General features: G+C 56.9%; 28 protein-coding genes, 2 tRNA genes and 1 pseudogene. 13 read left to right on the top strand and 18 right to left on the bottom strand.

Going from position 1 to position 25,965, the window contains the following annotated elements; all coding sequences use genetic code 11:
• Nucleotides 1–3: 3 nt before the first annotated feature.
• Together fnr and ylqF are read right to left on the bottom strand one after the other, a co-directional pair.
• On the bottom strand, nucleotides 4–753 hold the full coding sequence (gene fnr / locus Q668_RS01565; RefSeq protein WP_022987830.1) for a fumarate/nitrate reduction transcriptional regulator Fnr: 750 nt from the start codon (nucleotides 751–753) through the stop codon (nucleotides 4–6).
• A gap of 85 nt (nucleotides 754–838) precedes the next feature.
• On the bottom strand, nucleotides 839–1,762 hold the full coding sequence (gene ylqF / locus Q668_RS01560; RefSeq protein WP_022987829.1) for a ribosome biogenesis GTPase YlqF: 924 nt from the start codon (nucleotides 1,760–1,762) through the stop codon (nucleotides 839–841).
• A gap of 235 nt (nucleotides 1,763–1,997) precedes the next feature.
• Between ylqF and Q668_RS01555 the strand changes: the two genes are divergently transcribed.
• The gene (locus Q668_RS01555; RefSeq protein WP_022987828.1) at nucleotides 1,998–2,438 is read left to right on the top strand and encodes a Spy/CpxP family protein refolding chaperone; all 441 of its coding nucleotides are present in this window, start codon (nucleotides 1,998–2,000) and stop codon (nucleotides 2,436–2,438) included.
• Nucleotides 2,439–2,692: 254 nt separating this feature from the next.
• A complete protein-coding gene (locus tag Q668_RS01550; RefSeq protein ID WP_022987827.1) occupies nucleotides 2,693–4,744 on the top strand; it encodes a BCCT family transporter in 2,052 nt (683 codons plus the stop codon).
• A 125-nt stretch (nucleotides 4,745–4,869) separates the two neighbouring features.
• Here the strand turns inward: Q668_RS01550 and lipA are convergent, their stop codons facing one another.
• The 7 genes from lipA to Q668_RS01515 form a co-directional block, all read right to left on the bottom strand.
• Nucleotides 4,870–5,916: a lipoyl synthase gene (lipA, locus tag Q668_RS01545; protein WP_022987826.1), complete on the bottom strand. Its 1,047-nt coding sequence runs from the start codon at nucleotides 5,914–5,916 to the stop codon at nucleotides 4,870–4,872.
• Nucleotides 5,917–6,047: 131 nt separating this feature from the next.
• Nucleotides 6,048–7,325 (bottom strand): O-acetylhomoserine aminocarboxypropyltransferase/cysteine synthase family protein, encoded by a 1,278-nt coding sequence (locus Q668_RS01540; RefSeq protein ID WP_022987825.1) that lies wholly within the window; start codon nucleotides 7,323–7,325, stop codon nucleotides 6,048–6,050.
• A gap of 117 nt (nucleotides 7,326–7,442) precedes the next feature.
• The gene (locus Q668_RS01535) at nucleotides 7,443–8,654 is read right to left on the bottom strand and encodes a serine hydrolase domain-containing protein (protein ID WP_022987824.1); all 1,212 of its coding nucleotides are present in this window, start codon (nucleotides 8,652–8,654) and stop codon (nucleotides 7,443–7,445) included.
• 25 nt (nucleotides 8,655–8,679) lie between these two features.
• Complete coding sequence (locus tag Q668_RS01530; RefSeq protein WP_022987823.1) at nucleotides 8,680–9,123, bottom strand: PACE efflux transporter; 444 nt, start codon at nucleotides 9,121–9,123, stop codon at nucleotides 8,680–8,682.
• Between the two features lie 391 nt (nucleotides 9,124–9,514).
• Complete coding sequence (locus tag Q668_RS01525; protein WP_036218854.1) at nucleotides 9,515–10,582, bottom strand: DUF262 domain-containing protein; 1,068 nt, start codon at nucleotides 10,580–10,582, stop codon at nucleotides 9,515–9,517.
• A complete protein-coding gene (locus Q668_RS01520; protein WP_022987821.1) occupies nucleotides 10,582–11,169 on the bottom strand; it encodes a hypothetical protein in 588 nt (195 codons plus the stop codon). The genes Q668_RS01525 and Q668_RS01520 overlap by 1 nt, the downstream gene beginning before the upstream one ends.
• Nucleotides 11,170–11,329: 160 nt before the next feature.
• Nucleotides 11,330–11,596 carry a hypothetical protein gene (locus Q668_RS01515; protein ID WP_022987820.1) on the bottom strand — a complete coding sequence of 89 codons (267 nt, stop codon included), beginning with the start codon at nucleotides 11,594–11,596 and terminating at the stop codon, nucleotides 11,330–11,332.
• A gap of 631 nt (nucleotides 11,597–12,227) precedes the next feature.
• Here Q668_RS01515 and Q668_RS01505 point away from each other — a divergent pair.
• The 7 genes and pseudogenes from Q668_RS01505 to Q668_RS17175 all read left to right on the top strand — a co-directional run bounded on the left by Q668_RS01505 (nucleotide 12,228) and on the right by Q668_RS17175 (nucleotide 14,450).
• The gene (locus Q668_RS01505) at nucleotides 12,228–12,437 is read left to right on the top strand and encodes a hypothetical protein (RefSeq protein WP_022987818.1); all 210 of its coding nucleotides are present in this window, start codon (nucleotides 12,228–12,230) and stop codon (nucleotides 12,435–12,437) included.
• 2 nt (nucleotides 12,438–12,439) lie between these two features.
• Entirely contained in the window at nucleotides 12,440–12,718 is a 279-nt protein-coding gene (locus tag Q668_RS01500) for a hypothetical protein (protein WP_036218870.1), read from the top strand.
• Nucleotides 12,715–12,978, top strand: a complete 264-nt coding sequence (locus tag Q668_RS01495) for a hypothetical protein (protein ID WP_022987816.1) — start codon at nucleotides 12,715–12,717, stop codon at nucleotides 12,976–12,978. Before Q668_RS01500 ends, Q668_RS01495 begins: the two co-directional genes overlap by 4 nt.
• Nucleotides 12,975–13,325 (top strand): hypothetical protein, encoded by a 351-nt coding sequence (locus tag Q668_RS01490; RefSeq protein WP_022987815.1) that lies wholly within the window; start codon nucleotides 12,975–12,977, stop codon nucleotides 13,323–13,325. Before Q668_RS01495 ends, Q668_RS01490 begins: the two co-directional genes overlap by 4 nt.
• Nucleotides 13,322–13,588: a hypothetical protein gene (locus tag Q668_RS01485; protein WP_022987814.1), complete on the top strand. Its 267-nt coding sequence runs from the start codon at nucleotides 13,322–13,324 to the stop codon at nucleotides 13,586–13,588. The genes Q668_RS01490 and Q668_RS01485 overlap by 4 nt, the downstream gene beginning before the upstream one ends.
• Before the next feature lie 134 nt (nucleotides 13,589–13,722).
• A pseudogene (locus Q668_RS01480) lies at nucleotides 13,723–14,220 on the top strand (integrase); the annotation flags it as partial.
• Between the two features lie 68 nt (nucleotides 14,221–14,288).
• Entirely contained in the window at nucleotides 14,289–14,450 is a 162-nt protein-coding gene (locus Q668_RS17175) for a hypothetical protein (RefSeq protein WP_161628520.1), read from the top strand.
• A 91-nt stretch (nucleotides 14,451–14,541) separates the two neighbouring features.
• Here Q668_RS17175 and Q668_RS01475 read toward each other — a convergent pair.
• The 9 genes from Q668_RS01475 to Q668_RS01435 all read right to left on the bottom strand — a co-directional run bounded on the left by Q668_RS01475 (nucleotide 14,542) and on the right by Q668_RS01435 (nucleotide 21,634).
• A tRNA-Met gene (locus tag Q668_RS01475) sits at nucleotides 14,542–14,618 on the bottom strand.
• A 91-nt stretch (nucleotides 14,619–14,709) separates the two neighbouring features.
• Nucleotides 14,710–15,801 carry a redox-regulated ATPase YchF gene (gene ychF, locus Q668_RS01470; RefSeq protein ID WP_022987812.1) on the bottom strand — a complete coding sequence of 364 codons (1,092 nt, stop codon included), beginning with the start codon at nucleotides 15,799–15,801 and terminating at the stop codon, nucleotides 14,710–14,712.
• Between the two features lie 84 nt (nucleotides 15,802–15,885).
• A complete protein-coding gene (gene pth / locus Q668_RS01465; protein WP_022987811.1) occupies nucleotides 15,886–16,476 on the bottom strand; it encodes an aminoacyl-tRNA hydrolase in 591 nt (196 codons plus the stop codon).
• A 21-nt stretch (nucleotides 16,477–16,497) separates the two neighbouring features.
• Nucleotides 16,498–17,136, bottom strand: coding sequence for a 50S ribosomal protein L25/general stress protein Ctc (locus Q668_RS01460; protein ID WP_022987810.1), 639 nt, complete (start codon nucleotides 17,134–17,136; stop codon nucleotides 16,498–16,500).
• A gap of 164 nt (nucleotides 17,137–17,300) precedes the next feature.
• Nucleotides 17,301–18,251, bottom strand: a complete 951-nt coding sequence (locus Q668_RS01455) for a ribose-phosphate diphosphokinase (protein WP_022987809.1) — start codon at nucleotides 18,249–18,251, stop codon at nucleotides 17,301–17,303.
• Nucleotides 18,252–18,303: 52 nt separating this feature from the next.
• Nucleotides 18,304–18,378 (bottom strand) — tRNA-Gln (locus Q668_RS01450).
• 22 nt (nucleotides 18,379–18,400) lie between these two features.
• Nucleotides 18,401–19,261: a 4-(cytidine 5'-diphospho)-2-C-methyl-D-erythritol kinase gene (gene ispE, locus Q668_RS01445; RefSeq protein WP_022987808.1), complete on the bottom strand. Its 861-nt coding sequence runs from the start codon at nucleotides 19,259–19,261 to the stop codon at nucleotides 18,401–18,403.
• A 4-nt stretch (nucleotides 19,262–19,265) separates the two neighbouring features.
• A complete protein-coding gene (gene lolB, locus Q668_RS01440; protein ID WP_022987807.1) occupies nucleotides 19,266–19,892 on the bottom strand; it encodes a lipoprotein insertase outer membrane protein LolB in 627 nt (208 codons plus the stop codon).
• Nucleotides 19,889–21,634: a tetratricopeptide repeat protein gene (locus Q668_RS01435; RefSeq protein WP_022987806.1), complete on the bottom strand. Its 1,746-nt coding sequence runs from the start codon at nucleotides 21,632–21,634 to the stop codon at nucleotides 19,889–19,891. The genes lolB and Q668_RS01435 overlap by 4 nt, the downstream gene beginning before the upstream one ends.
• 236 nt (nucleotides 21,635–21,870) lie before the next feature.
• Between Q668_RS01435 and hemA the strand changes: the two genes are divergently transcribed.
• From hemA to Q668_RS01415, 4 genes are read left to right on the top strand one after another with little or no spacing between them, the layout of a single operon-like run.
• Nucleotides 21,871–23,160 carry a glutamyl-tRNA reductase gene (gene hemA, locus Q668_RS01430; protein WP_022987805.1) on the top strand — a complete coding sequence of 430 codons (1,290 nt, stop codon included), beginning with the start codon at nucleotides 21,871–21,873 and terminating at the stop codon, nucleotides 23,158–23,160.
• A complete protein-coding gene (gene prfA / locus Q668_RS01425) occupies nucleotides 23,157–24,245 on the top strand; it encodes a peptide chain release factor 1 (protein ID WP_022987804.1) in 1,089 nt (362 codons plus the stop codon). The genes hemA and prfA overlap by 4 nt, the downstream gene beginning before the upstream one ends.
• Entirely contained in the window at nucleotides 24,235–25,089 is an 855-nt protein-coding gene (gene prmC, locus Q668_RS01420) for a peptide chain release factor N(5)-glutamine methyltransferase (RefSeq protein WP_022987803.1), read from the top strand. Before prfA ends, prmC begins: the two co-directional genes overlap by 11 nt.
• A gap of 11 nt (nucleotides 25,090–25,100) precedes the next feature.
• Nucleotides 25,101–25,844 carry a HesA/MoeB/ThiF family protein gene (locus Q668_RS01415; protein WP_022987802.1) on the top strand — a complete coding sequence of 248 codons (744 nt, stop codon included), beginning with the start codon at nucleotides 25,101–25,103 and terminating at the stop codon, nucleotides 25,842–25,844.
• The last annotated feature ends 121 nt before the right edge of the window (nucleotides 25,845–25,965 follow it).

Below are 25,965 nucleotides of genomic sequence, written 5' to 3'. Positions count from 1 at the left end.
GGGTTACTGGCAGCCCTGTCGGGCGAAGTCCCGGGTGACCAGCTGCAGGGCTTCAACGTCCAGCAGCTCCACTTCCCGGCCACGGGCCCGGATGATGCCCTGGTTCTGGAAGCGGGTGAACACCCGGCTGACGGTTTCCACAGCCAGGCCCAGGAAGTTAGCAATGTCATTCCGTGCCATGGGCAGGCTGAAATTGGTCGGCGACATGCGACGGCGACGGAAGCGGCTGGACAGTGACAGCAGCAGGGCGGCAATGCGCTCTTCTGCGGTGTTCTTGCTCAGAAGCATAGCCAGCTGGTGGCTGTTCTGGATTTCCTGGCTCAGCAAGTGGTACATGTGATGCTGAAGCTCGGGCAGTTTGCCGGTGAGCTCTTCCAGCTTTTCGATCGGGAACTCACACACACTGGTGCGTTCCAGGGCCTTGGCCGTACAGGCGTAGGTGTCGCTGCTCATGCTGTCGAGCCCGACCAGCTCGCCGGGCATAAAGAAGCCGGTCACCTGCTCGTCACCGCCTTCGGTAATGATCGAGGTCTTCACTGACCCGCTTTTCACTGCAAAGCAGGACCGCATCGGGGTGCTCTGGTCAAAGATGTGCTCGCCCCGGTTGTAGATTTTGCCCTGTTGGACAATGTCTTCCAGCCGCTCGAGATCGTTCTCTTCAACGGCAAGGGGAAGGCAGAGGTTGCTCAGGCTACACTGCTGGCATGAGGCTTTGAGCGGAGATACTTGGTGGAGATGAATTGCCTGGGCCATAATTGATAAACCATCCGGGTTGATCCAAATCAAGCATAGCAGAATGGTAGCCTGATAGGTAACTCTTGAACAGCGGCTGAGCGACTCAGCGTTTCTTTCGTTTGCGCTGTTCGGCTTTGAGGGCTTTTTCCTTCGCTTCCTGTTCTTCCGTGATGCGCGCTTCGGCCAGTTCCCGTTCAACCATGTCAGGTGTTTCCAGGGAAATCTGCCCCAGTGTGCCGGCCCGGAATTCGTTCAGCAACACCTCGGAGACCTTGTGCAGGTCTGGTACGCCGCCGCGGCCCAGGAAGCGCCGCTTTTCCGCAATCGCGTCCATCAGCGCCAGCCCGTCCCGAGGCTTCTGGTCGAGGCCGTAGCGTGCCATGACCAGTTCAGGGTAGGCCTGCACCAGGTAGTCGGCTTCGAACATCGCAACATCTTCAAAATCCAGTACCGCGCTTCGGATGGCGCCGGTGACCGCCAGCCGGTAGCCGCACTGCTCCGGTGACAGCTTGGGCCAGAGAAAGCCCGGGGTGTCGTACAACAGCACGTTATCCGGCAGCTTGATGGCTTGCTGGGCCCGGGTAACCGCCGGCTCGTTGCCGGTCTTGGCGGCGGGGCGGCCGGCCAGGGTGTTGATCAGCGTAGACTTGCCGACGTTGGGGATGCCTAGAATTATCACCCGCAGGGCGCTTTTCTCCCGGTTGTGGGTCGGGGTCATTTCCCCGGCCAGCTTCAGGATGCCCAGGGCTTCCTGGCGCTGGTTGTGGGTGAGGGTGATGGCCCGCACTCCGCGTTCCTTTTCAATCCAGGCTAGCCATTGTTCGGTGATCGCCGGGTCTGCCAGGTCTCGCTTATTCAAAACCTTGATCAGCGGCGTGTCGCCACGCAGCGACGGCACCAGCGGGTTCTCGCTGCTGAACGGGATTCTGGCGTCTACCACCTCGATGATCAGGTCCATCTGGGGCATGACCTGTTTGATCTCCTTGCGAGCCTTGTGCATATGCCCGGGAAACCAGTTAATCGCCATCGGTGTTGCTCCGCCTTTTGCTGAAAGGCGCCATTATGCAGGGGAATGACTAAACTTTCACATTTATCGGAAGCCCCGTGATGTCTGGGCTGGCAACGGTTTTTCTGTGTGCTGTGTACAGAAACGCGGGATATCGGGATGAAATCCGGTGTGTGATTGTTTTAGGGTGTGGGGTCTCAAACGTTAAGCCAATAAACGGCGGCTCTGGTAATGGCCGTCTGCGATGGAGAAAATTATGCAGCAAGTTGTAAAAGTTATCGGTTCTGCCCTGATTGCCCTGAGCCTTTCGGCCACCGCATTCGCCCAACAGGCCAGCCAGCCGGACCAGGTTGCCCAGCTTGCCGAGATGGTGGGCCTGTCTGACGATCAGCAGAGCGAAATCCGCAGCATTATTGATGATATGCAGGGCGAGATCGGCGAGTTGCGCCAGAGTGCCCAGAACCTGCAACAGAAGCTGCAGGGTGAAATCAAGCCGGACTACAACGAATCCGCTATCCGCGACAACGCCGAAGAGCTGGGTGATGTAACCGGTGAAATTGCGGCGCTTTCAGCGCTGATGCAAGCGAAGGTGGATGCCGTTTTCACTGAGGAGCAGCGCGCAGAGCTGGACCGCCAGATGCAGGAGATGCAGCGTCAGATGCAGCAACAGCGCCAGATGATGCAGCCGGGCCAGTAACCCGCTCCGTTGTATCCTGACCGCGCCTGCCGATGCCGCAGGTGCGGTTTATTGCCGCTCCGGTTACCCCTTTTCGGTTCCGCCCTTTCTCCGCAACACCTTCGGCACAATGGCCTTGACCCGTCTATAAGTTTATCTCACGGTTACAGTGTTTCGTGTCATCCAAATAATGCATTTGATCTTATACTTAAGGTAATGATCGAAGGGGCCCGCAAGAAGCCCTGCAAAACTCACTCATAACATGGATGGACTCTATGGCTTCAGATACGAAAGCTATCCGTTCCACTATCCTCGTACCGGTCTTTATTCCGGCCGTTGTTGTTGCACTGTTGCTGGTGATCGGAACCATCAGCAACCCTGAACTGGCCGGAGAGGCGTTCAGCGCGACCCTGGCCTGGATTACCGATACCTTCGGCTGGTTCTACATGCTGTCGGTTGCCATCTTCCTGGTCTTTATTGTCTCTGTGGGGGCATCCAAGTGGGGCAATATCAAACTGGGGCCGGATCATGCGGAAGCCCAGTACTCCTTCCCGGAATGGTTTGCCATGCTGTTCTCGGCCGGCTACGGCATCGCGCTGTTGTTCTTCGGTGTGGCCGAACCTGTGCTGCATTACGCCACGCCGCCCGCCGGCGCTGCTGAAACCGTCGATGCGGCCAAGCAGGCCATGCAGATTGCTTTCTTCCACTGGGGCTTCCATATCTGGGCTATCTACGGCCTGGTAGGCCTGGTGCTGGCGTACTTTGCGTTCCGCCATGGTCTGCCGCTGTCTATCCGCTCCGCGCTCTACCCGCTGATTGGCGAGAAGATCTACGGCCCCATCGGCCATGCAGTGGATATCTTCGCCATTCTGGGCACCATGTTTGGTATTGCCACTACGCTGGGGCTGTCGGTCACCCAGATCAACGCAGGTATCAATTATCTCTGGCCCTCGGTGCCCATCAGTACCACGGTGCAGATTATTGCCATTGCGGTGATTACCGCGGCGGCGACCGTGTCGGTGGTGGCAGGTATGGATAAGGGCGTAAAGCGTCTGTCCATTCTCAATATGGTGCTGGCGGTATCCCTGATGCTGTTTGTGTTTGTGGTCGGGCCCACCATCCACATCCTGGAAACCTTCCTGCAGAACACCGGCAGCTACCTGAGCGGTATTGTCGAGCGTACCTTCAACCTGCAGGCCTACACCCGCAGTGACTGGATCGGTAACTGGACGCTGTTCATCTTCGGCTGGACCATTGCCTGGGCGCCGTTTGTGGGCATGTTTATCGCCAAGATCAGCCGCGGCCGTACCATCCGCCAGTTTGTGTTCGGTGTGATGCTGGTGCCGTCGGTGTTCACCTTCCTGTGGTTCTCGGTATTCGGCGACACCGCCCTGAACCTAATCATGAACGAAGGCCTGGATACGCTGATTGCTGACGTACAGGCTGACCACGCGGTTGCCCTGTTCAAGCTGTTCGACGTGCTGCCCTGGTCGTTCTTTATTTCCCTGCTGACGGTGTTGCTGATCATCACCTTCTTTGTCACCTCGTCTGACTCAGGCTCGCTGGTGATTGACTCCCTGGCTTCCGGTGGCGTGATCAATACCCCGGCATGGCAGCGGGTGTTCTGGGCCGTGCTGGAAGGTGCGGTTGCAGCGGTGCTGCTGCTGGCAGGCGGGCTGAGTGCCTTGCAGACCATGACCATTGCCAGCGCCTTGCCATTTGCCATCATCATGCTGATTGCCGCCGTTGGTATGTGGCGGGCCCTGGTGATTGAAGGGCACCGTGAAACCAGCCTGCAGGCGCACATGATGAGCAGCCGGCACATGACCGGCTCCCAATGGAAGCATCGCCTGGCGGCGATTGTGGAATTCCCGGGCAAGCACGAAGTGGAAATGTTCATCAAGAACACTGCCATGAATGCCATGCGGGAAGTGGAGCAGGAACTGAAGGCCAAAGGCTGGGATGCAACCGCCGAGTTCGATGCCGAGAACCTGCGTTCACACCTGCAGGTGCACCGTGAGCACCATGTCGACTTCATCTACGATGTGCGGCTGACCGAGCACCCGATGCCGGGCTTTGTCTACGGCGAGCTCAAGCGTGACCCGGACGAGCCTGAAGCCTATTACCGGGCAGAAGTCTATCTGCGCCGGGGCGGTCGTTCCTACGACGTGTTCGGCTACGATGAGCATGACATCATCAAGGACATTCTTGACCAGTTCGAGAACTACCTGCACTTCCTCAATATCTCGCCGGGCAAGCTGCCGTGGGATATGAATGAGCATGATGACATGATCAACACCGACGACCCGGAGCCAGGCAAGGCCTGATCCGGTAACTACAAAAACCCCGCCCGAGCCATGCTCCGGCGGGGTTTTTATTATGGGGCAGGGAAAGACTTGAGCAGGACAACCAGCCGGGGCAGTAGGCTCCGGCCCGGGAATCTGTGAACGGATCAGTCGACGGCTTTCACCGGAATCTGCATGGCCTGGTCTGGCGTGGGCACTTCCGGCACGGCCAGCCCCAGGTTGTTCTTGTCGAACACCCGGTCAGCGCGGTAGCTGGAGCGCACCATGGGGCCGGAGGGCACTTCCATAAAGCCCTTTTCGAGGCCGATTTCACGGTAGCGGTTGAACTCTTCCGGAGTCACATAGCGTTCCACCGGCAGGTGGTTCGGGGTGGGGCGCAGGTACTGGCCGATGGTGAGGATGTCTACGCCGATGGCGCGCAGGTCATCCATGGTTTCCAGGATTTCTTCTTCGGTTTCACCCAGGCCGACCATCAGGCTGGTCTTGGTGAGCACGTCTGGCCGGTGTTTCTTGGCGTGGGCCAGGACGCTCAGGGTTTTCTCGTATCCGGCGCGGGGGTCGCGGACACGGCTGGTCAGGCGTTTGACGGTTTCCACGTTCTGGGCGAATACATCCAGGCCGGAATCCACGACTTTTTCCACATCGCTCATCACCGCATCAAAGTCCGGAGTCAGGGCTTCAACGGCCACTTCCGGGGTGCGCTGTTTGATGGCAGATACGCAGGCGGCGTAGTGAGCCGCGCCGCCGTCGTCCAGGTCATCCCGGTCGACCGAGGTCAGCACGATGTAACGCAGGCCCATCAGCTCAACAGACTTGGCGGTGTTCTCCGGCTCTTCCGGGTCCAGCCAGCCTTTCGGGTTGCCGGTATCCACTGCGCAGAATTTGCAGGCGCGGGTGCACACAGAACCCATCACCATGATGGTGGCAGTGCCGTTGGTCCAGCATTCACCGATGTTGGGGCAGTGGGATTCCTGGCACACTGTGCTCAGGCGATGTTCCGAGACGTTGCGGCGCACCGCGTCATAGCGCTCGCCACCGGGCATACGCGCCCGCAGCCATTTCGGCTTGCGCTCCAGGGGCTTGTCTTCCGTGTTTGAAGAGGAACGTTTTACGCCGTCCTTGATGGCGGAAAAGCCGTGTTCGTTACGGAATTTGGAACCACTGGTAATGCGGGACTTTGCGCTGTCGCTCATGGGGCCGGAAACTCTCGGGTCAACGTATGGAGAACCTTAAAGAATAATCCTGAGGCAAGGCAGTTACAAGGCGGGTAGGGGGAATCACGGGGTAACCGGGCACGACATTGGTCGTACCCGGTTGATCAATATCAGGCCTGGGATTTGTCCAGGGCCTGGGTGATGTCGGCGATGATGTCGTCGGCGTCTTCAATGCCGATGGAGAGCCGCACCAGGTCCTCGCTGACCCCGGCACTTTTCAGCTCGTCAGCGTTGAGCTGGCGGTGGGTAGTGGTGGCCGGGTGGCACGCCAGGGACTTGGCATCGCCGATGTTCACCAGGCGCAGGATCAGATCCAGGGCGTCGATGAACTTCGCGCCGGCCTCGCGGCCACCCTTGATGCCGAAGCTCAGAATGCCGGAGGCCTTGCCGCCACAGATCTTGTCGCAGGTGGCCTTGTAGGGGCTGTTGGCCAGGCCGGCGTAGTTCACCCACTCAACAGCCGGGTGATCCTGCAGGAACTGGGCAACCTTCTGGGCATTATCGCAGTGGCGTTCCATGCGCAGGGCCAGGGTTTCCAGCCCCTGCATGATCAGGAACGAGTTAAACGGCGACAGGGCAGAGCCGGTGTTACGCAGCGGCACAACGCGGCAGCGGCCGATGAAGGCAGCTGCGCCCAGAGCTTCGGTGTAAACCACTCCGTGGTAGGAGGGGTCCGGCTGGTTCATCATCGGGAATTTATCGGCGTTGGCTTTCCAGTCGAACTTGCCGGAATCCACTACGATACCAGCCACCGTGGTGCCGTGACCGCCGATGTACTTGGTCAGCGAGTGAATGACGATATCTGCGCCATGCTCGAATGGACGGCACAGGAAGGGCGTGGCTACAGTGTTATCAACAATCAGCGGAATGCCGTGCCTGTGGGCGATTTCGGCCCATTTCTGAATATCCACCACGTTGCCGGCGGGGTTGCCGATGGATTCGCAGAACAGGGCGCGGGTCTGGTCGTCGATGGCGTTCTCGACTGCCTCGAAATCATCGTGGCGCACCATCTTGCACTCGATGCCCTGGTTCGGCAGCGAGTGGGCAAACAGGTTGTAGGTGCCGCCATAAAGTTGACTGGTACTGACAATGTTATTGCCGACCTTGCAGATGGTTTGCAGGGCATAGGTGATGGCGGCCATGCCCGAAGCCACCGCCAGGGCGCCAACGCCGCCTTCCAGCGCAGTCATTCGCTCTTCCAGCACATTGTTGGTCGGGTTCATGATGCGGGTGTAAATGTTGCCCTGAACTTTCAGATCAAACAGATCGGCACCGTGCTGGGTGTCATCAAAGGTGTAGGACGTGGTCTGGTAAATAGGAGTGGTAGCGGCCTTGGTGGTCGGGTCGCTCTTGAAGCCGGCGTGCAGCGCGAGAGTTGCTGGTTTCATCACAACATTCCTTGCGGGTGGATTGTTCATTATTGGTTTGAGAAACCGAGTATGCCACAGGCTATTGCGGTTCGGCACGGTACCAGCAGTTATAGCCTTATAAAGCAGATGGCGGTATCAGTTCAGGGCTCCGTACACCAGTGCCCGGAGGTCCTGGCGGATGGGGTAGGAGGAAGATGGCATCAGCTGGGTCATGAAAATCACCACCATGTCTTCCACAGGATCCACAAAGAAGCTGGTGCTGGCCAGTCCGCCCCAGCCGAATTCGCCTTCCGAGCCGATGGTGGCAGAACTGGCAACATCGGTTTTCACCGAAAAGCCCAGCCCGAAGCCGCTGCCGGCATAGGGTGTTTCGCTGAAGCCGCCAATAGAGAGCCCCGGCAGGTCCTTGCCGCCGGGCAGGTGGTTCAGGCGCATGAATTCCAGGGTTTTGCGCCCGATGATGCGCTGGCCCTGATACGCTCCACCCTGGCAGAGGGCCTGGGCGAACCTGAAATAGTCATCAATGGTGGACACCAGTCCACCTCCGCCAGACAGGAACTTTGGCTCCTTCAGGTAGCGGGAGCGCTCCGGGTCGTCCTGCAGCTTCATGGTGTCGCCGGGTTGGTACAGGTAGCAGGCAGCGAAACGTTCCTGCTGGTCCTGCCGGACCTGAAAGCCGGTGTCGGCCATGCCCAGTGGTTCGAAAATGTGCTCACGGAAATACGCATCCAGTGGCTTGCCGGATAACAGCTCAACCAGGTAACCCAGTACATCGGTGGATACGGAATAGTTCCACGCGGTGCCCGGTGAGAACTCCAGCGGCAGTTCCGCAAGGCGATCCACCAGCTTGTCCAGGGTCAGGATGGAGCTGCCATCCAGCTTCAGCTGGCGGTAGGCGGCATCGACTTCTGTTCGCTCGGTGAAACCGTAGGTCAGCCCGGAGGTGTGAGTCATCAGGTCCCGGATAGTCATGGTGGTGGTTGCCGGTTCAGTTTCGAAATCCGGGTAGCGGCCACCCTTGTACACCTGAAGGTTTCGCCAGGATGGGATGTACTTGTGTACCGGGTCGTTCAGCAGAAATTTGCCTTGCTCATACAGCTGCATCATGGCGATGGAGGTGATGGGCTTGGTCATGGAGTAGATGCGGAACACTGTATCCCGTTCCATGGGCAGGTTGCGTTCGACATCTCTCAGGCCCTGGGCTTCACACCAGAGAACCTTGCCATGCCGGGCCACCAGCGTGACCGCCCCCGGGATCTTGCCGGGTTGAATGTAGTTATGGTCAAAGTGGCGGGTAATACGCTTCAGGCGATCCAGGGAAACGCCGGAGGTGATTGATTCCTGCATGGCAGCGGGCAGCCTTTTGTTCGGTTTAACGGATCTGGTTGGCAGATGCCGGGCCGGCATCGTTATCGGGAAACACGGTATCGTAGCACCAGGTAAACACAAAGGCGTAAACCAGGTAAAACACCACAAAGGCGATATCTACGATCAGCGCCTCCAGCAAGCCGATATCGAGCCACCAGGCGATCACTGGCAGGAATGCCAGCATTAGCCCGAACTCGAAACTGATGGCATGCAGGAAGCGCAGCTTGAGGGTTTTCCGGGTAGTGCCGGTGAACCGCTTCAGGCCGTGATCGAACATCAGGTTGAAGATATAGTTCCACAGGGTGGCCATGGTGGCGCCGATGGCGGCAAGTACACCAGTTTCCCCAAGATCCAGGCCAAAGACAAAGGCGGCCAGGGGAGTTGATATGAGCAGGCCGATCACTTCAAAGGAAATGGCCTGGCGGATTCGGTCTTTTGTGGTTCGCATGGTGTTGGGAGTAGCGTAGGCGGGTCGTCCCGCGTCCTGTTCCCGGGAAGGGTGGGGTCGTCCCCAGAACTGAAAAAGCCCGGTTCTTTCGAACCGGGCTTTCAGAATACTGGTAGCAAGGGGCGGAGTCGAACCGCCGACCCCAGCATTATGAGACCTGTGCGAGCCGTTCATTAAAGGGCACAGGCGTTCAAAATCAGCTGCTTGCGTATCAAGTCCGGTCGTTAACGGGCACTAAGGTACACGGCGGTAGGCAAGTGGGCAACTGGCATCATTCTTATTCTGGTTATGCACTACCGCACGCTGGTTCCTCGGTTTTGTATAACACCATCTCAGACACGAGCAGTTCCTGTTCCAATGTTGTCCCACATGCCTCTACGTTGGGTTCTTTCTATATTTTTGCAGTCTCAAGGATTTTATCTATATATTGGTTCCTCAGCTGTCGTGCTCTTGTGCTGTTAACCGCTTCTGTTGCTGCCAATTTGAAATCTTCCGGAATATTGTTCTCAAACTTTTCGAGTTCTTTCGTCAAAATACCTTCGTCAAATCTTTCGCCCTCTTTTATCCGACTAGCTATAGCGACAATTAAAGAAAACACGTTGGCTTTGTTGTAGAAGTATGATTTCGATCGCAACTTAAGACGACCAATGATTTCGGCTGCTTTCTCAAGTTGTTCGATAATTTCATCACGCTCTTCAAATATCTCTGCGTAGTCATTTAAGTTTTCAGTTACTTTTTCGTTTCTATTGTAAAAGCCAACCAATAGTGTAGAAATTATGTTTAGTACATGCATTAGAGGTACTTTTCTGGCTATCTCTCTTGGCGTGAAAATGCCCTTTTTTGTTATTAGTGTATTGAATTTTTTAACATTTTTCTTTTCTGCCCAATCATAAAACTCTTGTGGAATGTTCGGGTCTTCTTTAAAGTCATCATCATTATTTGACTTGATCGAGATTTGGTCTGAAAGTAGCTTCGCAACTAGCATAAAGTATGATGTTGAGTATTCTGACGCCATTTTTTCTATTACTGTCAGCGAGTTCGATGTTCTATTAATTCGCTGAAATATTTCTTTTACTTTTGGGTCATCGTTTTCTAAATCTAGCTCTATTACTGCAATTTCATACTTTAAAAATTCGGCCTTTTTAGAATCGCTTAGGTCGGAGTAATAGTTTCCGTCCACTTGAAATTTGTTATTGATGAACTCTGCAATTGCATTAGTCCTCTGTTGGCCGTCAACAATACATGAAATGGTGGACATTGTTTTGACATCTACCTTTCCTTTAGATATGAATATTTGTGGGAATGGATATCCAAGTAGTATCGTTTTTATAAAGTCAATTTTGTGAATATCCCTCCATACTAGGTTTCTTTGAAAATAGGCGTCAGGGATCAGTCTTTCTGATTTTATGTCATTCACTAGATTCAGTAGCGAAACAGATCTTACTCTATATTCAATCATCAGATGCCCTCTCTCTCACGATAGACTTTAAGTGCTGACAGCTGTTTAACCTCAAAAAACTCTTCAGATAAATAGATGACAGCATTTATATGTTTGAAGATGTTTGAATGCTTTTTCGATAACATTCCAAAAAATTTATTCCATTGCTTTCTAGTTTCACCTGAGGGCATAGCTTTAGCGTTAAAAATGCCTCGTGAAAGATATGAGATAAACTCATCTGCCCTGGAGACTCCGTCTTTATTTAGCGGAAAACGTGATCTGTTGGAGTACGCTCTCGTCTCTGAGAATATCTTTTCCATATATTTAACAAATAGATTTTGATCTATGATTGCAATGTCTAGGTCTGACTGTCCTTGGTTGAACTCACGATCCTTATGTAAGCTATATCCAATTTTTGCTGACCCCGCTATTTGTATCGAGCTAATTGGAATTTCGAAGTTTTTACTTATTTCCTTGAGTATCTCATACTGTTGGTTTTCATATCCGAGAAGAGCTGCGGCAGGATAGGTTAAATATGTCTTTCTGATCAGATCCTTTGGTGTAACGCTGTTTTGAAGATCTTGTTTTATAAATTGCAGGTAGTTCATTCTGCCTATTTCCAGCCTTGCTTTTGTCTTCGGGAATTATCTTCGAGCATCTTACTTAACGTAATATTTCTCAAAAATGCTATGATTTTTCCTTTTGTAGAGCCCCTACCCATGACTTTACTCAGTTTCTTGTGCTTTAGTCCGACTGTCGAGCTTTGATTCATTCATTTCCGCAATACTCATTGATCTTGGAGGTAGTTTTCTCACCAGGTTTCTGCTGCTTCCAAAAATCGCACATTTGCTGATTCATCGTGTGTTCTTTTGCAGCTTTTTGCCCTTGAACCTTCGCAGTTTCAATTTCCCGCTGATAGCTCTTCTGCAACTTTACCGATTCCTTTACTGCAATCGGTTTCCACCGTTCCCTCTCCGGCCCTTTCATCGCCCATAGCGGTACGCCTTGCGGATTAACGTAACAATTGGCGTACATCCGCAACGCTTCTGGTCTTGCGCACCGCGTTTACCACATATTTGTCTCTATCTGTTTGCTTAGAGTTGTGGTGAGTCCGCGAACTGCGTCATTGACGGGGTCTGCCTGAGCCGTGCCTAGGACAAAAAGCGAGAGTGATACTGCGCAAATTCCTTTCATTACTACTTCCCTCAGTCGTGCCGATCCTGGAACCACCTTTCAATGACTGCTTTGGTTACTGCTATCCCTCGGCTGGACTGTCTAACTTTGAGTTAATCGCATCGTATTGGGGGCTTGTTTGCCCGATCTCAGGAGCAATCTCGCCGCTAATTAGCCATAGGCGATATTGAGGAAATTCCTGCTGAAGTACCTCAAGTTCTTCTGTGCTCATTCGCACGTTCTTGTATGTGACGCTAGACCATCTGCTTGCGGGTATTTCGCTTTTTTTAGCGAAATAGTCTGTACCCATCATCTTCACGACAGTTCTAGCTCTACTGAGTATTGATTCCATATTGTTCTAAAAAGCCAAGAAAAATATGAACTCAATAGTTAAGCCAAGGCCTGTTATCGGCTATATTTCAATTATTGAGCTCAATATGTGAGCTAAAATTCTTAGTTAAGCCCTGTTTTTCGGGCCGGACACTTGAAGACCATGATAGACGAACAACTAGCAGAGCGCATCAAAGACCTGAACTGGCCACCCCTTATGGATTGGCGCGAGTTCGCTGACTGGGTTCGTGTAGAGCCTGGAGTGGTAGAGGGCTGGATAAAACGCGCTTACATACCGACCCACAAGGTCGGTCGTCATCGCATGGTCAACATCGTTCGTTTGCTCCAACAGATGGAAGAAGAGGAGGTATGACCATGACACTGGACGTTCGCAACCAGAAGAAAACCATCATGCGCCTGCGCTTCCAGCAAGCCTGTGAAGCTCATGAGGCCGGCGATTACGAGCTTGCCGCCCTGCGCATCAGCCAGATTTCCCAGATGTCCGCCTCTTATATAGGTGTTGATTCCGACCTTCACTCGTACGGCCTGCGCCTCACCATCGCCTGGGCCGAATTCTTCATCCAGGACGACACCCGCGATTTCAACACCTGGGCAGTAGGGCAGGCCTGCACTGCACTGAGGGCCGCCGCATGACATCCGCCATCCGCGAACTCAAAAAGCACCAAATCCGCACGTTGTTCAACGTTGCCATCCAGCTCCTGGACAACGGCGACCGGGAAACTGCCTTCGAATGCCTGATCAAGATCCAGGGCATGATGGCCGCCTTCGACCAGCTGGACAGCGTCCTCTGTGCCTACGCCAAACTGGCCGAATCCGCCTTCATTACCTACGTGCAGTCCAGGGCGATCAGCCCGTTCATGCACACCGTCCGGATGGAGGCCAGCATCCAATGATCAAACGCAGATACGAGAAACCAGGGCAGGGCATGACCCTGTCACCGGCCATCAAGGCCGCCAGTTTCGCCTTCCAGAGCCCACGCCTGTCCTCTGCGCTCACCCCTGACGCTCTGGAAGGCCTTTTTGACACCCTCCTGCAGCGCCTCAACCACCTGCAGGAAGTGCGCACCGACTACCCGTGCGACTACCTGGCCCGCTGCAAAGCCGGCTTCACCGATGCCCTGATCCAAACACTGGAAGCCCGCGGCCACCACAGCCCCGCGTTTGACCGCCTCATCCAACTGAGGGACGCCTGGGACTGCGGCCAACTGGACCTCCCCAACGTCACGGAGAACGACCAATGAGCACCATCCCCCCGAGACAAGACCAGGTCGAAGACAAAGAGCGCCGTTTCTACGTCAGCGCCCCGTCTTCCATTTACCTGCAACTGCAGCAAGAAGCCATCCACCGGGGAACGGATCTCTGGACCCTCGGCGGTTCCGTCCTGCGCGCCTGGCTAGAAGCCGGCTGCCCGAACTTTGGCACTCAGGCCAAACACCCTGAAAAGCCCTCGAGTCCGCCCCCGTCATCGTCACCACTCGCGCACGATCAGGGGGCCAGTCAGTGAGCGCTGCAAGGCTGGCGCGCAGCGCCAGGGCCGCAGGCCCCCTGGCCTTGTGGCGGTCACTGAGTGGTCCACAGTGCGCACACAGAGTGGTGAGGATGTCGGGGGAGGACGGCCGCCCCTTGATTCCGAACCATGAGCAATGCAACCAGCTCCTGCAGGAATGCCGGCAAAGTTCAAATCAGTTTGTCTGGTCGGTTGCCATGATTTGCCTTGCGACGGGGGCCAGGTGGATAGAAGCTGAGACCCTCAAAAACTCCGGCTTTGTCTCCGGCAAGGTCATATTCAGGGACACGAAGAACGGAAAGAGCAGGGCAGTACCGATAGACCCTAAGATCCAGGAGCAGATCCTGGAACACGCATTACCTGGTCCAGGACGATTGTTTGGCCCTTGCCGGTCGGCGTTCAGGTCAGCGTATGAACGGTGTGGATACTCGACGCCTCAACAGCTGACGCACATCCTCCGGCACACTTTCGCCAGTCACTACATGATGAACGGGGGCGACATTCTCACGCTTCAGCGCATTCTTGGTCACGGAAACATCACCATGACTATGAAGTATGCCCACCTTTCACCTGATCACCTGGAGTCAGCTGTTAGATTGTCGCCAGCATCAGGCCTTTACGTCCCGTAGTGTTCCAATGCGATGTCGTTAAAGGCTAGACTCCGAAGCTTATTGAGAGCATTCCCGGGGAAAACTTTGTGAGCGATCGTGATAAAGAATCTATTTCATTTCTTATCAAAGATAGTTTGATTGGTGGTATTGGCGGTGCATTGGCTGGCGTGGTCATAATTACTATCCTATGCCTGCCCTATTTTGCTGTTTTCGCCTTTGTGTTTTGGTTGTTCTTGAAGTTCTATTAACCGATATCGCGGAAGGCTTGCCCCCTCGGGGGACAAAAAGGGGACAACCATAAAAAAAGGGTTACCGCGTAAACGGTAACCCTTTGAATCTTGGTAGCAAGGGGCGGAGTCGAACCGCCGACCCCAGCATTATGAGTGCTGTGCTCTAACCAACTGAGCTACCTTGCCATTTCGCTTCAGGGCATGCCCCAAACGAGGCGCGTATTTTCGGTATTTGAGCTCAGAGTGTCAAGGCCTTGAGCCCAAAATTCCGGAAAAATTACACGTTAAAGCGGAAGTGGATAACGTCGCCGTCTTTGACGATGTATTCCTTGCCTTCCAGGCGCCACTTGCCGGCATCCTTGGCGCCGGCTTCGCCGTTGTACTGTACGAAATCGTCATAGCCGATAACTTCGGCGCGGATGAAGCCCCGCTCGAAATCGGTGTGGATAACTGCGGCGGCCTGGGGGGCGGTGGCGCCGATTTTTACGGTCCAGGCGCGGACTTCCTTAACCCCGGCGGTGAAGTAGGTCTGCAGGCCCAGCAGGCCGTAGCCGGCGCGGATGACGCGATCCAGGCCCGGCTCTTCCATGCCCATTTCATCCAGGAACATGGATTTCTCTTCGTCTTCCAGTTCCGAGATTTCTGCTTCCAGTTTGTTGCAGATAGGCACGACCACCGCATTTTCGGACTCGGCGATTTTGCGCACAGTGTCCAGGTGCGGGTTGTTCTCGAAGCCGTCTTCGTTCACGTTGGCGATGTACATAGTGGGCTTGACGGTAAGCAGGCACAGTTCACGGATCAGTGCCATCTGGTCTTTGTCCAGGCCCATGCCGCGAACGGGTTTGCCTTCGTTCAGCACCGGCAACAGCTTTTCAAACATTTCCAGCTGGGCCTTGGCTTCCTTGTCGCCACTCTTGGCGACGCGCTGTACTCGCTTGATCGCTTTCTCGACGGTGTCCAGATCAGCCAGTGCCAGTTCGGTGTTGATCACTTCGATGTCCGAGGCCGGGTCTACCTTGTTGGCTACGTGAATCACGTTGCCGTCTTCAAAGCAGCGCACCACGTGGGCGATGGCGTCGGTCTGGCGGATGTTGGCCAGGAACTGGTTGCCCAGGCCTTCACCCTTGGATGCACCGGCAACCAGGCCGGCGATGTCCACGAATTCCATGGTGGTGGGAACCACGCGCTCAGGCTTTACGATTTCCGCCAGCTTGGTCAGGCGGGGGTCCGGCATGGCCACCACGCCGGCGTTCGGCTCGATGGTGCAGAAGGGGAAGTTTTCCGCGCCGATGCCGGCTTTGGTCAGTGCGTTGAACAGGGTGGATTTGCCGACGTTGGGAAGGCCGACGATGCCGCAGTTAAATCCCATGGAATGCCTCTGCTGGAACTGAAAAATTTGGGCGGATTATACCGGTGTATCGGTAAGGGTGCGAGTAAGGGGTTGTGCCCCTGCTCAGGGAGTCGGTTTGAAGCTGTGCAGGCGGTTCATGGCCGCGGCCAGTTTTCCGCTGGCAGCATCGGGCAGTACCCGCATCACTTCGTCGAAGACGGCATGGAGCTGTTCGGTTTCCTGCTTGCCCAGGCGGCCCAGTACGTAACCGGTTACCTTGCGGCTGTCGCCGGGGTGGCCGATGCCAAGGCGTAAACGCTGGAAGTCGTTGGTGCTCAGGTGGGCAATGGTGTCCCGAAGACCGTTGTGGCCGCCGTGACCGCCGCCTTTCTTGAGCTTGGCCGTGCCGGGAGGCAGGTCGAGTTCATCGTGGGCGACAAGGATCTGTTCGGGGGAAATCTTGAAAAAGTCCGCCAGGGCTTTGATTGCGGTGCCGCTGCGGTTCATAAAGGTGCTGGGGTTCAGCAAGTGCAGGTCGAGGCCCTGCCACTGAATGCGGGCATACAGCCCGTGGTACTTCTTTTCGGGGCGCAGCGTCTGGCCCGCATCGCGGGCCAGCGCTTCGACGAACAGGGCACCGGCGTTGTGGCGGGTATTCTCGTAGTCGGCACCGGGGTTCCCCAGTCCAACCACCATGACAATATCCTGTGCCATTCGCCTTTGCCCCCGGAGTGATTACTCCTCGCCGCCTTCCTCGCCTTCGGCTTCCTCGGCGTCGTCCGCCTTGGCACCCTTCGGCTTGTGGATAGAGGCAACCGGCTGGTCGTGGTCTTCGCCCTGCAGCAGGGCAGCAACCTGAACGCCCTTCGGCAGTTTCAGATCGCTCAGGTGAACAACCTGGTCCATCTCTACTTCGTTCAGGTCTACTTCGATGAACTCGGGCAGATCCTGCGGCAGACAGATAACTTCCACTTCAGTCATGGTGTGGGAAACAACGCCACCCTGCAGTTTTACGGCCGGTGCGGTGTCTTCGTTGATGAAGTGCAGCGGTACGTTAACGTGGATCTCGTGGTCCTTGTCAACGCGCAGGAAGTCGGCGTGGGTCAGTAGCAGCTTGTACGGGTGGCGCTGCAGATCCTTCAGGATCACGCTTTCTTTCTTGCCCTGGATGTCGATAGTCAGGATGTGAGAGAAGAAGGCTTCGTTTTCGAGGGCCTTTTTCAGCTCGTTGTGCCAGATGGCTACCGGAGTTGCGTCTTTGCCGCCACCGTAGATGATGGCCGGGATTTTACGCTCTTCGCGACGCAGGCGGCGGCTCGCACCTTTCCCCTGATCGTCACGAGGAAATGCTTCAATTACGAATTCCTGAGACATGCTATGTACCTCGTTATCCATCTGAGCGGCCCGCGACCAGGCTCTGAACAGATGAGTTTTCAAAGAGACCGGAGTTTTCCGGTCGACGAAAAGAGTCGGGAGCCCCGTTGGACTCCCGACCCGGAAACTGCCTTTAATATCTGAATGTTACGGCTGATGCCGGTTCAGACATTCTCGAACATGGCGCTGATGGACTCTTCGTTGCTCACGCGGCGAATGGATTCGGCGAGCAGCCCGGCCATGCTGAGGGGGCGGATTTTATCACAATTTTTTGCTTTGTCACCCAGTGGGATGGTGTCACACACCACCAGTTCGTCCAGCTCCGAGTTGCTGATGTTCTCGATGGCCGGGCCGGAAAGTACCGGGTGGGTAATGTAGGCAACCACGCGGGAAGCGCCGTGCTCTTTCAGGGCATTGGCGGCTTTGCACAGCGTGCCGGCAGTATCGACAATGTCGTCTACCAGGATACAGGTCTTGTCTCGTACATCACCGATGATGTGCATCACCTGGGACACGTTGGCCTTGGGGCGACGCTTGTCGATGATGGCCAGGTCGGCATCATCCAGACGCTTGGCTACGGCGCGGGCGCGGACAACGCCGCCGACGTCCGGAGAGACAACCACAAAGTTTTCGAAACGCTGCTTCTCGATGTCTTCGAGCAGAACCGGCGTGGCATAGATATTGTCTACCGGGATGTCGAAGAAGCCCTGAATCTGGTCTGCGTGCAGGTCTACAGTCAGTACACGATCCACGCCGATGCTGGAAATCATGTCGGCTACTACCTTGGCGCTGATGGCAACCCGGGTAGAGCGAACGCGACGGTCCTGACGGGCGTATCCGTAATAGGGGATAACGGCGGTGATCCGTGTGGCTGAAGCGCGGCGCAGGGCGTCGGCCATCACGATCAGTTCCATCAGGTTGTCGTTGGTCGGGTAGCAGGTGGGCTGGATGATAAAGACATCGTGGCCGCGCACATTTTCGTTGATCTCAACGGTGGTTTCACCATCGCTGAAACGACCAACAGTGGCCTGACCCATGGGAATATGAAGTTTCTTGGCAATATCCTGAGCGAGTTCAGGATTGGCGTTGCCGGCGAAGATCATCAATTTGGACACGACAGTATCCTTCTCAGTATCGGCGTTTGATTCAGAAGAAGCGGGAGAAAGGTGGCTGGGGTGGCAGGATTCGAACCTGCGCATGACGGGATCAAAACCCGTTGCCTTACCACTTGGCGACACCCCAATATCATCGTGCTTTCTTGGCATCATTTCAGCTCTGTTAGCTTTTGGTGTAGAGGCGAAATGTTCACCCCTTTAGCTACGAACCCCGTGATGCCGGAGGGTTTGCTTTCCCAGATAATCCGGGCTGCGGATTCTGTAGGGAAACGTCCAAAAATGCAAGCCCCGGTTCCGGTTAATCTTGCAGGTCCGAATTGTGAAAGCCATTCCAGGCTCTGGTTAACCTCCGGATACAGTTTACGAACTACATCCTCACAGTCGTTTCGGTACCTCGAGGCGTCTCCCTCAAAAGCGGGGCGTATTTTGATTTTTGGTGTGTCCCTTGTCAACCCTTGTTCTGAAAAAATCTTTCCGGTGTTTATTTCGCACTCAGGTTTCAGGACAACAAACCAGTCTTCCGGCGGGTTTACGGGGGTCAGTTTTTCGCCGACACCCTCTCCAAAGGCGGCGTGGCCGCGCACAAATACCGGTACGTCGGCGCCCAGGCCAAGGCCGATTTCTGTCAGCTGGTCTTCATTCAGGTGCAGCTGCCACAGGTGGTTCATGGCCAGCAGGGTGGTTGCGGCATTGGAGCTGCCGCCACCCAGACCGCCGCCCATGGGCAGGCGTTTGTGCAGGTGAATGGTTACGCCGGGCAGGGGGGCTTTGCTGAGCTCTAACAGTGCCAGGGCAGCCCGCACCACCAGGTTGTCGCTGTCGGGCACGCCGGGAATCGGGTCAGCCAGGCGTACACCGGGTTCATCCGGGGTCAGGGTAAAGCTGAGCTCGTCCCCGTAATCGAGAAACTGGAACAGGGTCTGCAGCTCGTGATAGCCGTCAGGCCGGCGGCCGACAATGTGCAGGAACAGGTTGAGCTTGGCGGGCGAGGGCAGGGTCAGGTCGGCCACAGGTTTAGTCCTCCCGGCGCCAGTCAGCAATCACCACACGAACCCGCTTGTCTTCTTTCAGGGCGGTGATACGGGCTGGCAGCGAAGGCAGGTCTTCGATAAAGCCGTGCCAGCGGTCGTAGCGTATTTCCCAGCCGTCCTGCCTGATGATGGCCAGCTGGCTTTGTTCGTCGAACAGCAGGCGGAAGTCGCCATCCGGTGATGGCAGCCCGCGAATCCACCAGCTCAGGCTGTCGATGGGCAGCTGCCAGCCGGTCGCGGCATTCACCAGGGTTTCCGGGTCGGAAGACTGGTAAACGTCGCCATTGGCCAGGGTGAGCTCGATAAAGCCCGGAACGCCCTGGAGCCGGGTCGTGCCCATGCCCAGAAATGATGACGACAGGGACAGATCGTATTGCTCGCCATTCTGGAGCCAGCGATTGATCACGGCGGTGCCGCTGTCTGAGGGCTGCTTGACGGCAAGCTTGCCGGACAGGTGCCAGTGGTCAAAGCGGCCCAGGTTCCGGCTGCGCTCTGTCCAGTCTGCCGGTGGCTGGTCTGTCATGCCGTCCGGCAGCGGTTCCAGTGCAATGGTGGTGCAGCCGCTGAAGGCCAGTGCGGCAAGCAGTATCAGGGGGAGCCTGGCCGTCATTGGTTGCCCCCGTTCCGGGTCAGGCGCTCGATGGTTTCGTTCAGGATGTCATGGTTCGGGTCTTCGTCCAGGGCTTGGTCCCAAACCACGCGGGCCTGCTCTTCGTTGCCGGTTACCCAAAGCACTTCGCCATAGTGGGCGGCTACTTCAGGGTCCGGGTAGGTGGCCCAGGCCCGGGACAGGTATTCCAGTGCGCCTTGGTTGTCTCCCTGCCGGAACAGGACCCAGCCCATGCTGTCGAGAATGGCCGGATTTTCAGGGTCCAGGCTCAGGGCTTTCTCGATGTGTGCGCGCGCCTCGTCCAGCTGATCGGTACGCACGGTCAGGATATAGCCCAGGGCATTCAGGGCAACGGCATTCTCCGGCTGGGTGTCGATAATGGCACGCAGGTCTGAAATGGCCTGGTCGGTATCGCCCATGGTGTCTTGCAACATGGCCCGGGCATAGCGGATTTCGATGCTTTCCGGATGGGTCTCCAGGGCCAGGTTGGCAGCCTCCAGGGCCTGCTGTTCCCGCTCCTGATCCAGCAGCAGGTTCACTTCCAGTAACCAGAAGCGTTCGGCCTGTTCCGGGTTGCTGTCCCGGAGCTGCCGGATGTTGTCCAGGGCGTTGTCCAGCTCTCCAATCTCTGCCTGTAACTGGCTGGCGCGGGCCAGGGCGGGGAAGAAATAATTGCCTTGTTCCACGCTCTGGTAGTAGCCGATGGCCTGTGCGGTGTTTCCGGCCTGCTCTTCTATCTGGCCCAGGTAGTAATTGGCTTCGTCGGTGTGGTGGCCTTGTTCGGTCAGGCGGGTGAGCTCTTCCCTGGCCAGGTCCGGTTGCTGGTTTTCAAGGGCTACCAGGGCGTGGGACAGCCGCAGCCCAGGGGTGTCCGGATAGCGTTTTACCAGGCGGGCGAATTCGTCCTGGGCGGCCTGCAGCTCGCCTTCGTTGATCAGCATGCGGCCGTACAGGGTGCCCATCTGCCGGTTGGCAGGGAAGCGCCGGGTGGCGGCGGTCATGTGGTTCAGGGCGTCCTGCTTCTGCCCGGTCTGATACAGCAGGTCACCTTTCAGGATGATCGCCGGCTGAAAGTTCGGCTCCCGGTTGAGCAGGGTGTTCAGCTGTGCCAGGGCGGTCTCCGGCTGGCCGGTAATCTTCTGGAGCAAGGCAATGCTGTATTCCAGTTCAGGCGTTTCCGGGTGGCGTTCGGCCAGGTTCTGGTACAGCGCCAGCAGTTCCTGTTGCTGGGCCGGTGGCAGTCGGGCGGCCATGGCGGCCAGGCTGTCGAAGTCGGCATCTTCACCCTGATCCATAATCTGCTCCATATGGAACAGGGCGGTTTCCAGGTTCTGGCGCTTTACTGCCTGAATGGCCGCTACCCGGTGTGCCTGCAGGTTGTCCGGATCAATATCCAGCCAGAGCGTGGCCAGCTGCTGCTGGGCGTTGTCGGCGTTGAGGGTCTGGGCAATCCGCATGGCCCGGTCGATCACTCCGGGGTCTTCCGAGGTCTTGGCCGCTTGCAGGTAATTCACCAGGGTTACGTCATAGCGGCCACGCTGTGCGGCTATTTCTGCGGTAAGCAGCTGGTACAGCACTTCCGGTTCAAAGTCGGCGTACCGGATTTCTTCCGTTTCAGCCTGCTCGGCCTGAACCGGAGGTGCCGGTTCTTCGGCGGTTCCGGAAAAACTGGCGCAGCCCGGCAGGACAGCTACGGTAAAACCCAGCAGGCAGGTAACCAGGTACGGTGCGGATTTGTGCATGCAATTTCCTGTGTGTTTCAGGCGATTTTTCAGGAAAGACCATCTTTTCGCCCCGTTTATTGAGGCAAATCGGATTGCGGTCGTGGCCGAAACCCTATAATGGCATAAGCGTCTTATCTTGCCCAACCTGTCCGCAGTTCCCGAAGCGCCGGTGTTTTCGGGTGGCAGGCGGGGCCTTGCGCCGGTAGAATGCTGTTTGAATATCCACGACTGGAACAGGGTTATCTGACCATAAAATGGCGTTGCTGACACTGGGAATCAATCACCGAACCGCACCCGTAGAAATTCGCGAGCGTGTAGCGTTCACTCCGGAGCGGATGGCGGAAGCCTTTTCCGAACTGCGTGCTGCTTCCGGTGCCGGTGAGGCTGCCATTCTGTCTACCTGTAACCGTACCGAGCTGTACCTGGCCGGTGACGACGACTGCGCGCCCGCCGTGCTGCGCTGGCTGGCGGGCTTCCATGACCTGGACGCAGCAGACCTGGAGAACGTGCTTTACCTGCACCGGGATTCCGATGCCGTTCGCCACATGATGCGCGTTGCCTCCGGCCTGGACTCCATGGTGCTGGGCGAGCCGCAGATTTTCGGTCAGCTGAAAGATGCCTATTCCCTGGCCCGGGAACACGGTGCCACCGGTTCCTTCCTGACTCGGTTGTTCGAACACACTTTCTCGGTTGCCAAGCGGGTGCGAACCCAGACTGCTATCGGCGAAAACCCGGTATCTGTGGCCTATGCCTCGGTCAGCATGGCGCACCATATCTTTGCGGATATGTCCCGCAACAAGGCCTTGCTGATTGGCGCCGGTAAAACCATCGAACTGGTTGCCCAGCACCTGGCGGAAGCCGGCGTGCGCCAGTTCCTGATTGCCAACCGCACCCTCGAGCGGGCCCAGTCCCTGGCCGAGGCCCACGGCGGCAAGGGCATTCTGCTGTCCGAGATTCCGGACCACCTGGCGGATGTCGATATTGTCATTTCCTCCACCGCCAGCCCGCTGCCCATTCTGGGCAAGGGTGCCGTTGAGCGGGCCCTGAAAAAGCGCAAACACCGTCCGTATTTTATGGTGGATATCGCTGTCCCCCGGGATATCGAACCGGAAGTTGCCTCACTGGCAGACGTCTACCTGTATACCGTTGATGACCTCAAGCAGGTAATCGAAGAAAATATCCGCTCCCGGGAAGGCGCAGCCCGTGAGGCCGAAAACCTGATCAGCAGTGGCGTCCAGGATTTCCTGGAGCAGCTGCGGGCCCTGGATGCGGTTTCTACCCTGAAAGTCTTCCGTCAGCGGGCAGAAGTGATGCGCGATGCGGAAACCGAAAAAGCCCTGCGCGCCCTGCGCAACGGCGCAGACCCCGAGACAGTGTTGCGAAGCATGGCCCGGGGCCTGACCAACAAACTGCTGCACCAGCCTTCCATTCAGGTTCGCAAGGCCATGGCCGAGGGCCGGACGGAAGTCACAGAATGTCTGAGGGAGCTCTACCAGCTGGATACGCTGGATGCTGATGAGCCCATCACCACGGAAAAACTATGAAGCCATCCATCCAGTCCCGCCTCGAACAGTTGGTAGAGCGGTTCGAGGAGGTGAACGCACTGCTGAGCGATGCCTCCGTTATCTCTAACCAGGACAAGTTCCGCGAATTATCCCGGGAGTTTGCCGAAATCGAGCCGGTGGTGAAGTGCTTCCAGGCCTGGCAACAGTCCCTCGATGACATCAGTGAAGCGAAAGAGCTGATGAGAGACGGCGATGCCGACATGCGCGCCATGGCCGAAGAAGAGCTGGCCGGCGCCGAAGCCCGCAGTGAAGAGCTGGATGAAGAACTGCAGCGCCTGATGCTGCCGAAAGACCCCAACGACACCAAGAACGTGTTCCTGGAAGTCCGGGCCGGTACTGGTGGCGATGAAGCTGCCATCTTTGCTGGCGATCTGTTCCGCATGTATTCCCGCTATGCCGAGAAACGCCGCTGGCAGGTAGAAGTGCTGAGCGAAAACGAAGGCGAACACGGCGGCTATAAGGAAGTGATTGCCCGGTTGTCCGGCGACGGCGTATACGGTGCCCTGAAGTTCGAGTCCGGCGCGCACCGGGTACAGCGAGTACCGGAAACCGAATCCCAGGGCCGTATTCACACCTCCGCCTGCACCGTGGCGGTGATCCCCGAGGCAGATGAAGCCGAAGCCATCGAAATCAACAAGGCCGACCTGCGGGTGGACACCTTCCGTTCCTCCGGCGCCGGTGGCCAGCACGTTAACAAGACCGACTCCGCCATTCGCATTACCCACCTGCCGACCGGCATTGTGGTGGAATGCCAGGAAGAGCGCTCCCAGCACAAGAACCGGGCCAAGGCCCTGAGCCTGCTGGCGTCACGCCTGCAGAATGCCGAGCTGGAAAAGCAGCAGAAAAGCATGGCGGAAACCCGTAAAAGCCTGGTGGGCAGCGGCGACCGCTCCGAGCGCATCCGTACCTACAACTTCCCCCAGGGCCGGGTAACCGACCACCGCATCAACCTGACCCTGTACAAGCTCGACGAAGTGATTGCCGGCGACCTGGACGCCGTGGTGGTGCCGCTGCAACAGGAACACCAGGCTGAACTGCTGGCTGAACTGGCCAATGAGCAGTGACGCCCCGCTAACCTGCGAAGCCCTCCTGAAAGCCGCCGCCGACCAGATTGGCGGCGACTCGCCCCGGCTGGATGCCGAGCTGCTGCTGAGCCATGTAACCGGCCTTGGCCGGACCAGCTTCCGGGCCTGGCCCGAGCGGGAAGTGCCGGCGGAAAAGGCAGAGCGGTTTATGGCCTTGGTGGCGCAGCGCGCCGGCGGCCAGCCGGTGGCTTACCTGCTGGGTGAGCAGGAATTCTGGTCATTACCCCTGAAAGTCAGTTCCTCAACACTGATTCCCCGGCCCGATACCGAGTGTGTGGTAGAGGCTGCGTTGTCACTGGAGCTGCCCGCTAACGCCCGGGTACTCGACCTTGGCACCGGCACCGGTGCCATTGCTCTGGCCCTGGCCAGCGAACAGCCGGGCTGGCAGATTATGGCGAGCGACCGGGTTGAAGAGGCAGTAGCCCTGGCCCGGGACAACAGCCAGCAACTGGGCTTGCCCATCACCGTGGTACAGAGCCACTGGTTCGACCAGATCCCGGCGGGAACCTTCGACCTTCTTATCTCCAATCCGCCCTACATACCGGCCAGCGACCACCATTTAAACGAAGGCGACGTACGCTTCGAGCCCGAGTCTGCCTTGGTGGCCGGAGCAGACGGCCTGGACGACATCCGCCTTCTGGTGACCGAAGGCCTTGGCTGGCTCAACCCCAATGGCTGGATGCTGCTGGAACACGGCTACGACCAGGGCAACGCCGTGCGTGATTTGTTTGCGGCCGCCGGATGGCGCAGCATAGAAACACGCAAAGACTACGGCGGCAACGATCGCATGACCCTGGCCCGTAAGCCCGCCAGCGACCAATAGCGAGAACAAACATGCTCAGCGACGAAGAACTGCTCCGCTACAGCCGGCAAATCCTGATGCCCCGGTTCGACATCGCCGGCCAGCAAAAACTCAAAGCCGCACACGTACTGGTCATCGGCGCCGGCGGCCTGGGCTGCCCCGTGGCACTGTACCTGGGCGCCGCCGGTGTGGGCCACCTGACCCTGGTGGACGACGACCAGATCGAACTGGCCAACCTGCAACGGCAAATCGCGTTTCAGCAAAGCTGGCTGGGTGACTCAAAAGCCGAGCGCTTGGCGGAGCGGGTTCGGGCCATCAACCCGGAAATCACCGTTAACGCCGTCAATCGCCGGGTGGATAGTGATGACCTCAAACAACTGGTTGGCGAATCCACCCTGGTGCTGGACTGCACCGACAACTTCAACACCCGCTTTGCCCTGAACCGGGCCTCTGTTTTATCCAAGGTTCCGTTGGTTTCCGGTGCTGCCATTCGTGGCGAAGGCCAACTCTCCGTTTACGATCCCCGCCAGCTTGAGAGCCCCTGTTATCACTGTTTGTATCCCGAACAAGGCAATGAAGATCTGACTTGCTCGGAAGCGGGTGTTATAGCGCCACTGGTAGGTATGATCGGCTCAGCCCAGGCCATGGAAGCCATAAAGGTTATCTCAGAAGTGGGTAAACCTTTGGTCGGTCGTTTGCTCATCCTGGATGCCTGGCAAATGGAATGGCGAGAAATGAAACTCGCAAAAGACCCAGACTGCCCGGTGTGCCGCTGACCTGGGCTGACTCCGGAGTGGGGCAGGGTTGGGTTCGCCTTTCCAAAAACCGCTCCTTACGGCACATCCCTGTGGCGCTTCTGCTCCGCCATCCATGGCTCCGCAAATTTTTGGAAAGGCG

This window comes from Marinobacter sp. ES-1, assembly GCF_000475255.1.
GTDB classification, from domain to species: domain Bacteria; phylum Pseudomonadota; class Gammaproteobacteria; order Pseudomonadales; family Oleiphilaceae; genus Marinobacter; species Marinobacter vinifirmus.
Note: the sequence above shows the minus strand (reverse complement) of the source record. Positions and strands in the feature narration are given on the sequence as shown.

Excerpts from the sequence above, each read along its gene's own strand:
- Q668_RS01505 (WP_022987818.1), top strand. The coding sequence starts at position 12,228 with ATGATAGACGAACAACTAGCAGAGCGCATCAAAGACCTGAACTGGCCA.
- ychF (WP_022987812.1), bottom strand. The coding sequence starts at position 15,801 with ATGGGATTTAACTGCGGCATCGTCGGCCTTCCCAACGTCGGCAAATCC.
- Q668_RS01460 (WP_022987810.1), bottom strand. The coding sequence starts at position 17,136 with ATGTCTCAGGAATTCGTAATTGAAGCATTTCCTCGTGACGATCAGGGG.
- Q668_RS01555 (WP_022987828.1), top strand. The coding sequence starts at position 1,998 with ATGCAGCAAGTTGTAAAAGTTATCGGTTCTGCCCTGATTGCCCTGAGC.
- hemA (WP_022987805.1), top strand. The coding sequence starts at position 21,871 with ATGGCGTTGCTGACACTGGGAATCAATCACCGAACCGCACCCGTAGAA.
- prmC (WP_022987803.1), top strand. The coding sequence starts at position 24,235 with ATGAGCAGTGACGCCCCGCTAACCTGCGAAGCCCTCCTGAAAGCCGCC.
- Q668_RS01490 (WP_022987815.1), top strand. The coding sequence starts at position 12,975 with ATGATCAAACGCAGATACGAGAAACCAGGGCAGGGCATGACCCTGTCA.
- Q668_RS01540 (WP_022987825.1), bottom strand. The coding sequence starts at position 7,325 with ATGAAACCAGCAACTCTCGCGCTGCACGCCGGCTTCAAGAGCGACCCG.
- Q668_RS01550 (WP_022987827.1), top strand. The coding sequence starts at position 2,693 with ATGGCTTCAGATACGAAAGCTATCCGTTCCACTATCCTCGTACCGGTC.
- pth (WP_022987811.1), bottom strand. The coding sequence starts at position 16,476 with ATGGCACAGGATATTGTCATGGTGGTTGGACTGGGGAACCCCGGTGCC.
- Q668_RS01500 (WP_036218870.1), top strand. The coding sequence starts at position 12,440 with ATGACACTGGACGTTCGCAACCAGAAGAAAACCATCATGCGCCTGCGC.
- lipA (WP_022987826.1), bottom strand. The coding sequence starts at position 5,916 with ATGAGCGACAGCGCAAAGTCCCGCATTACCAGTGGTTCCAAATTCCGT.
- fnr (WP_022987830.1), bottom strand. The coding sequence starts at position 753 with ATGGCCCAGGCAATTCATCTCCACCAAGTATCTCCGCTCAAAGCCTCA.
- Q668_RS01495 (WP_022987816.1), top strand. The coding sequence starts at position 12,715 with ATGACATCCGCCATCCGCGAACTCAAAAAGCACCAAATCCGCACGTTG.
- Q668_RS01485 (WP_022987814.1), top strand. The coding sequence starts at position 13,322 with ATGAGCACCATCCCCCCGAGACAAGACCAGGTCGAAGACAAAGAGCGC.
- prfA (WP_022987804.1), top strand. The coding sequence starts at position 23,157 with ATGAAGCCATCCATCCAGTCCCGCCTCGAACAGTTGGTAGAGCGGTTC.
- Q668_RS01530 (WP_022987823.1), bottom strand. The coding sequence starts at position 9,123 with ATGCGAACCACAAAAGACCGAATCCGCCAGGCCATTTCCTTTGAAGTG.
- ylqF (WP_022987829.1), bottom strand. The coding sequence starts at position 1,762 with ATGGCGATTAACTGGTTTCCCGGGCATATGCACAAGGCTCGCAAGGAG.
- Q668_RS01520 (WP_022987821.1), bottom strand. The coding sequence starts at position 11,169 with ATGAACTACCTGCAATTTATAAAACAAGATCTTCAAAACAGCGTTACA.
- Q668_RS01435 (WP_022987806.1), bottom strand. The coding sequence starts at position 21,634 with ATGCACAAATCCGCACCGTACCTGGTTACCTGCCTGCTGGGTTTTACC.
- Q668_RS01515 (WP_022987820.1), bottom strand. The coding sequence starts at position 11,596 with ATGTACGCCAATTGTTACGTTAATCCGCAAGGCGTACCGCTATGGGCG.
- Q668_RS01535 (WP_022987824.1), bottom strand. The coding sequence starts at position 8,654 with ATGCAGGAATCAATCACCTCCGGCGTTTCCCTGGATCGCCTGAAGCGT.
- Q668_RS01525 (WP_036218854.1), bottom strand. The coding sequence starts at position 10,582 with ATGATTGAATATAGAGTAAGATCTGTTTCGCTACTGAATCTAGTGAAT.
- Q668_RS01415 (WP_022987802.1), top strand. The coding sequence starts at position 25,101 with ATGCTCAGCGACGAAGAACTGCTCCGCTACAGCCGGCAAATCCTGATG.
- lolB (WP_022987807.1), bottom strand. The coding sequence starts at position 19,892 with ATGACGGCCAGGCTCCCCCTGATACTGCTTGCCGCACTGGCCTTCAGC.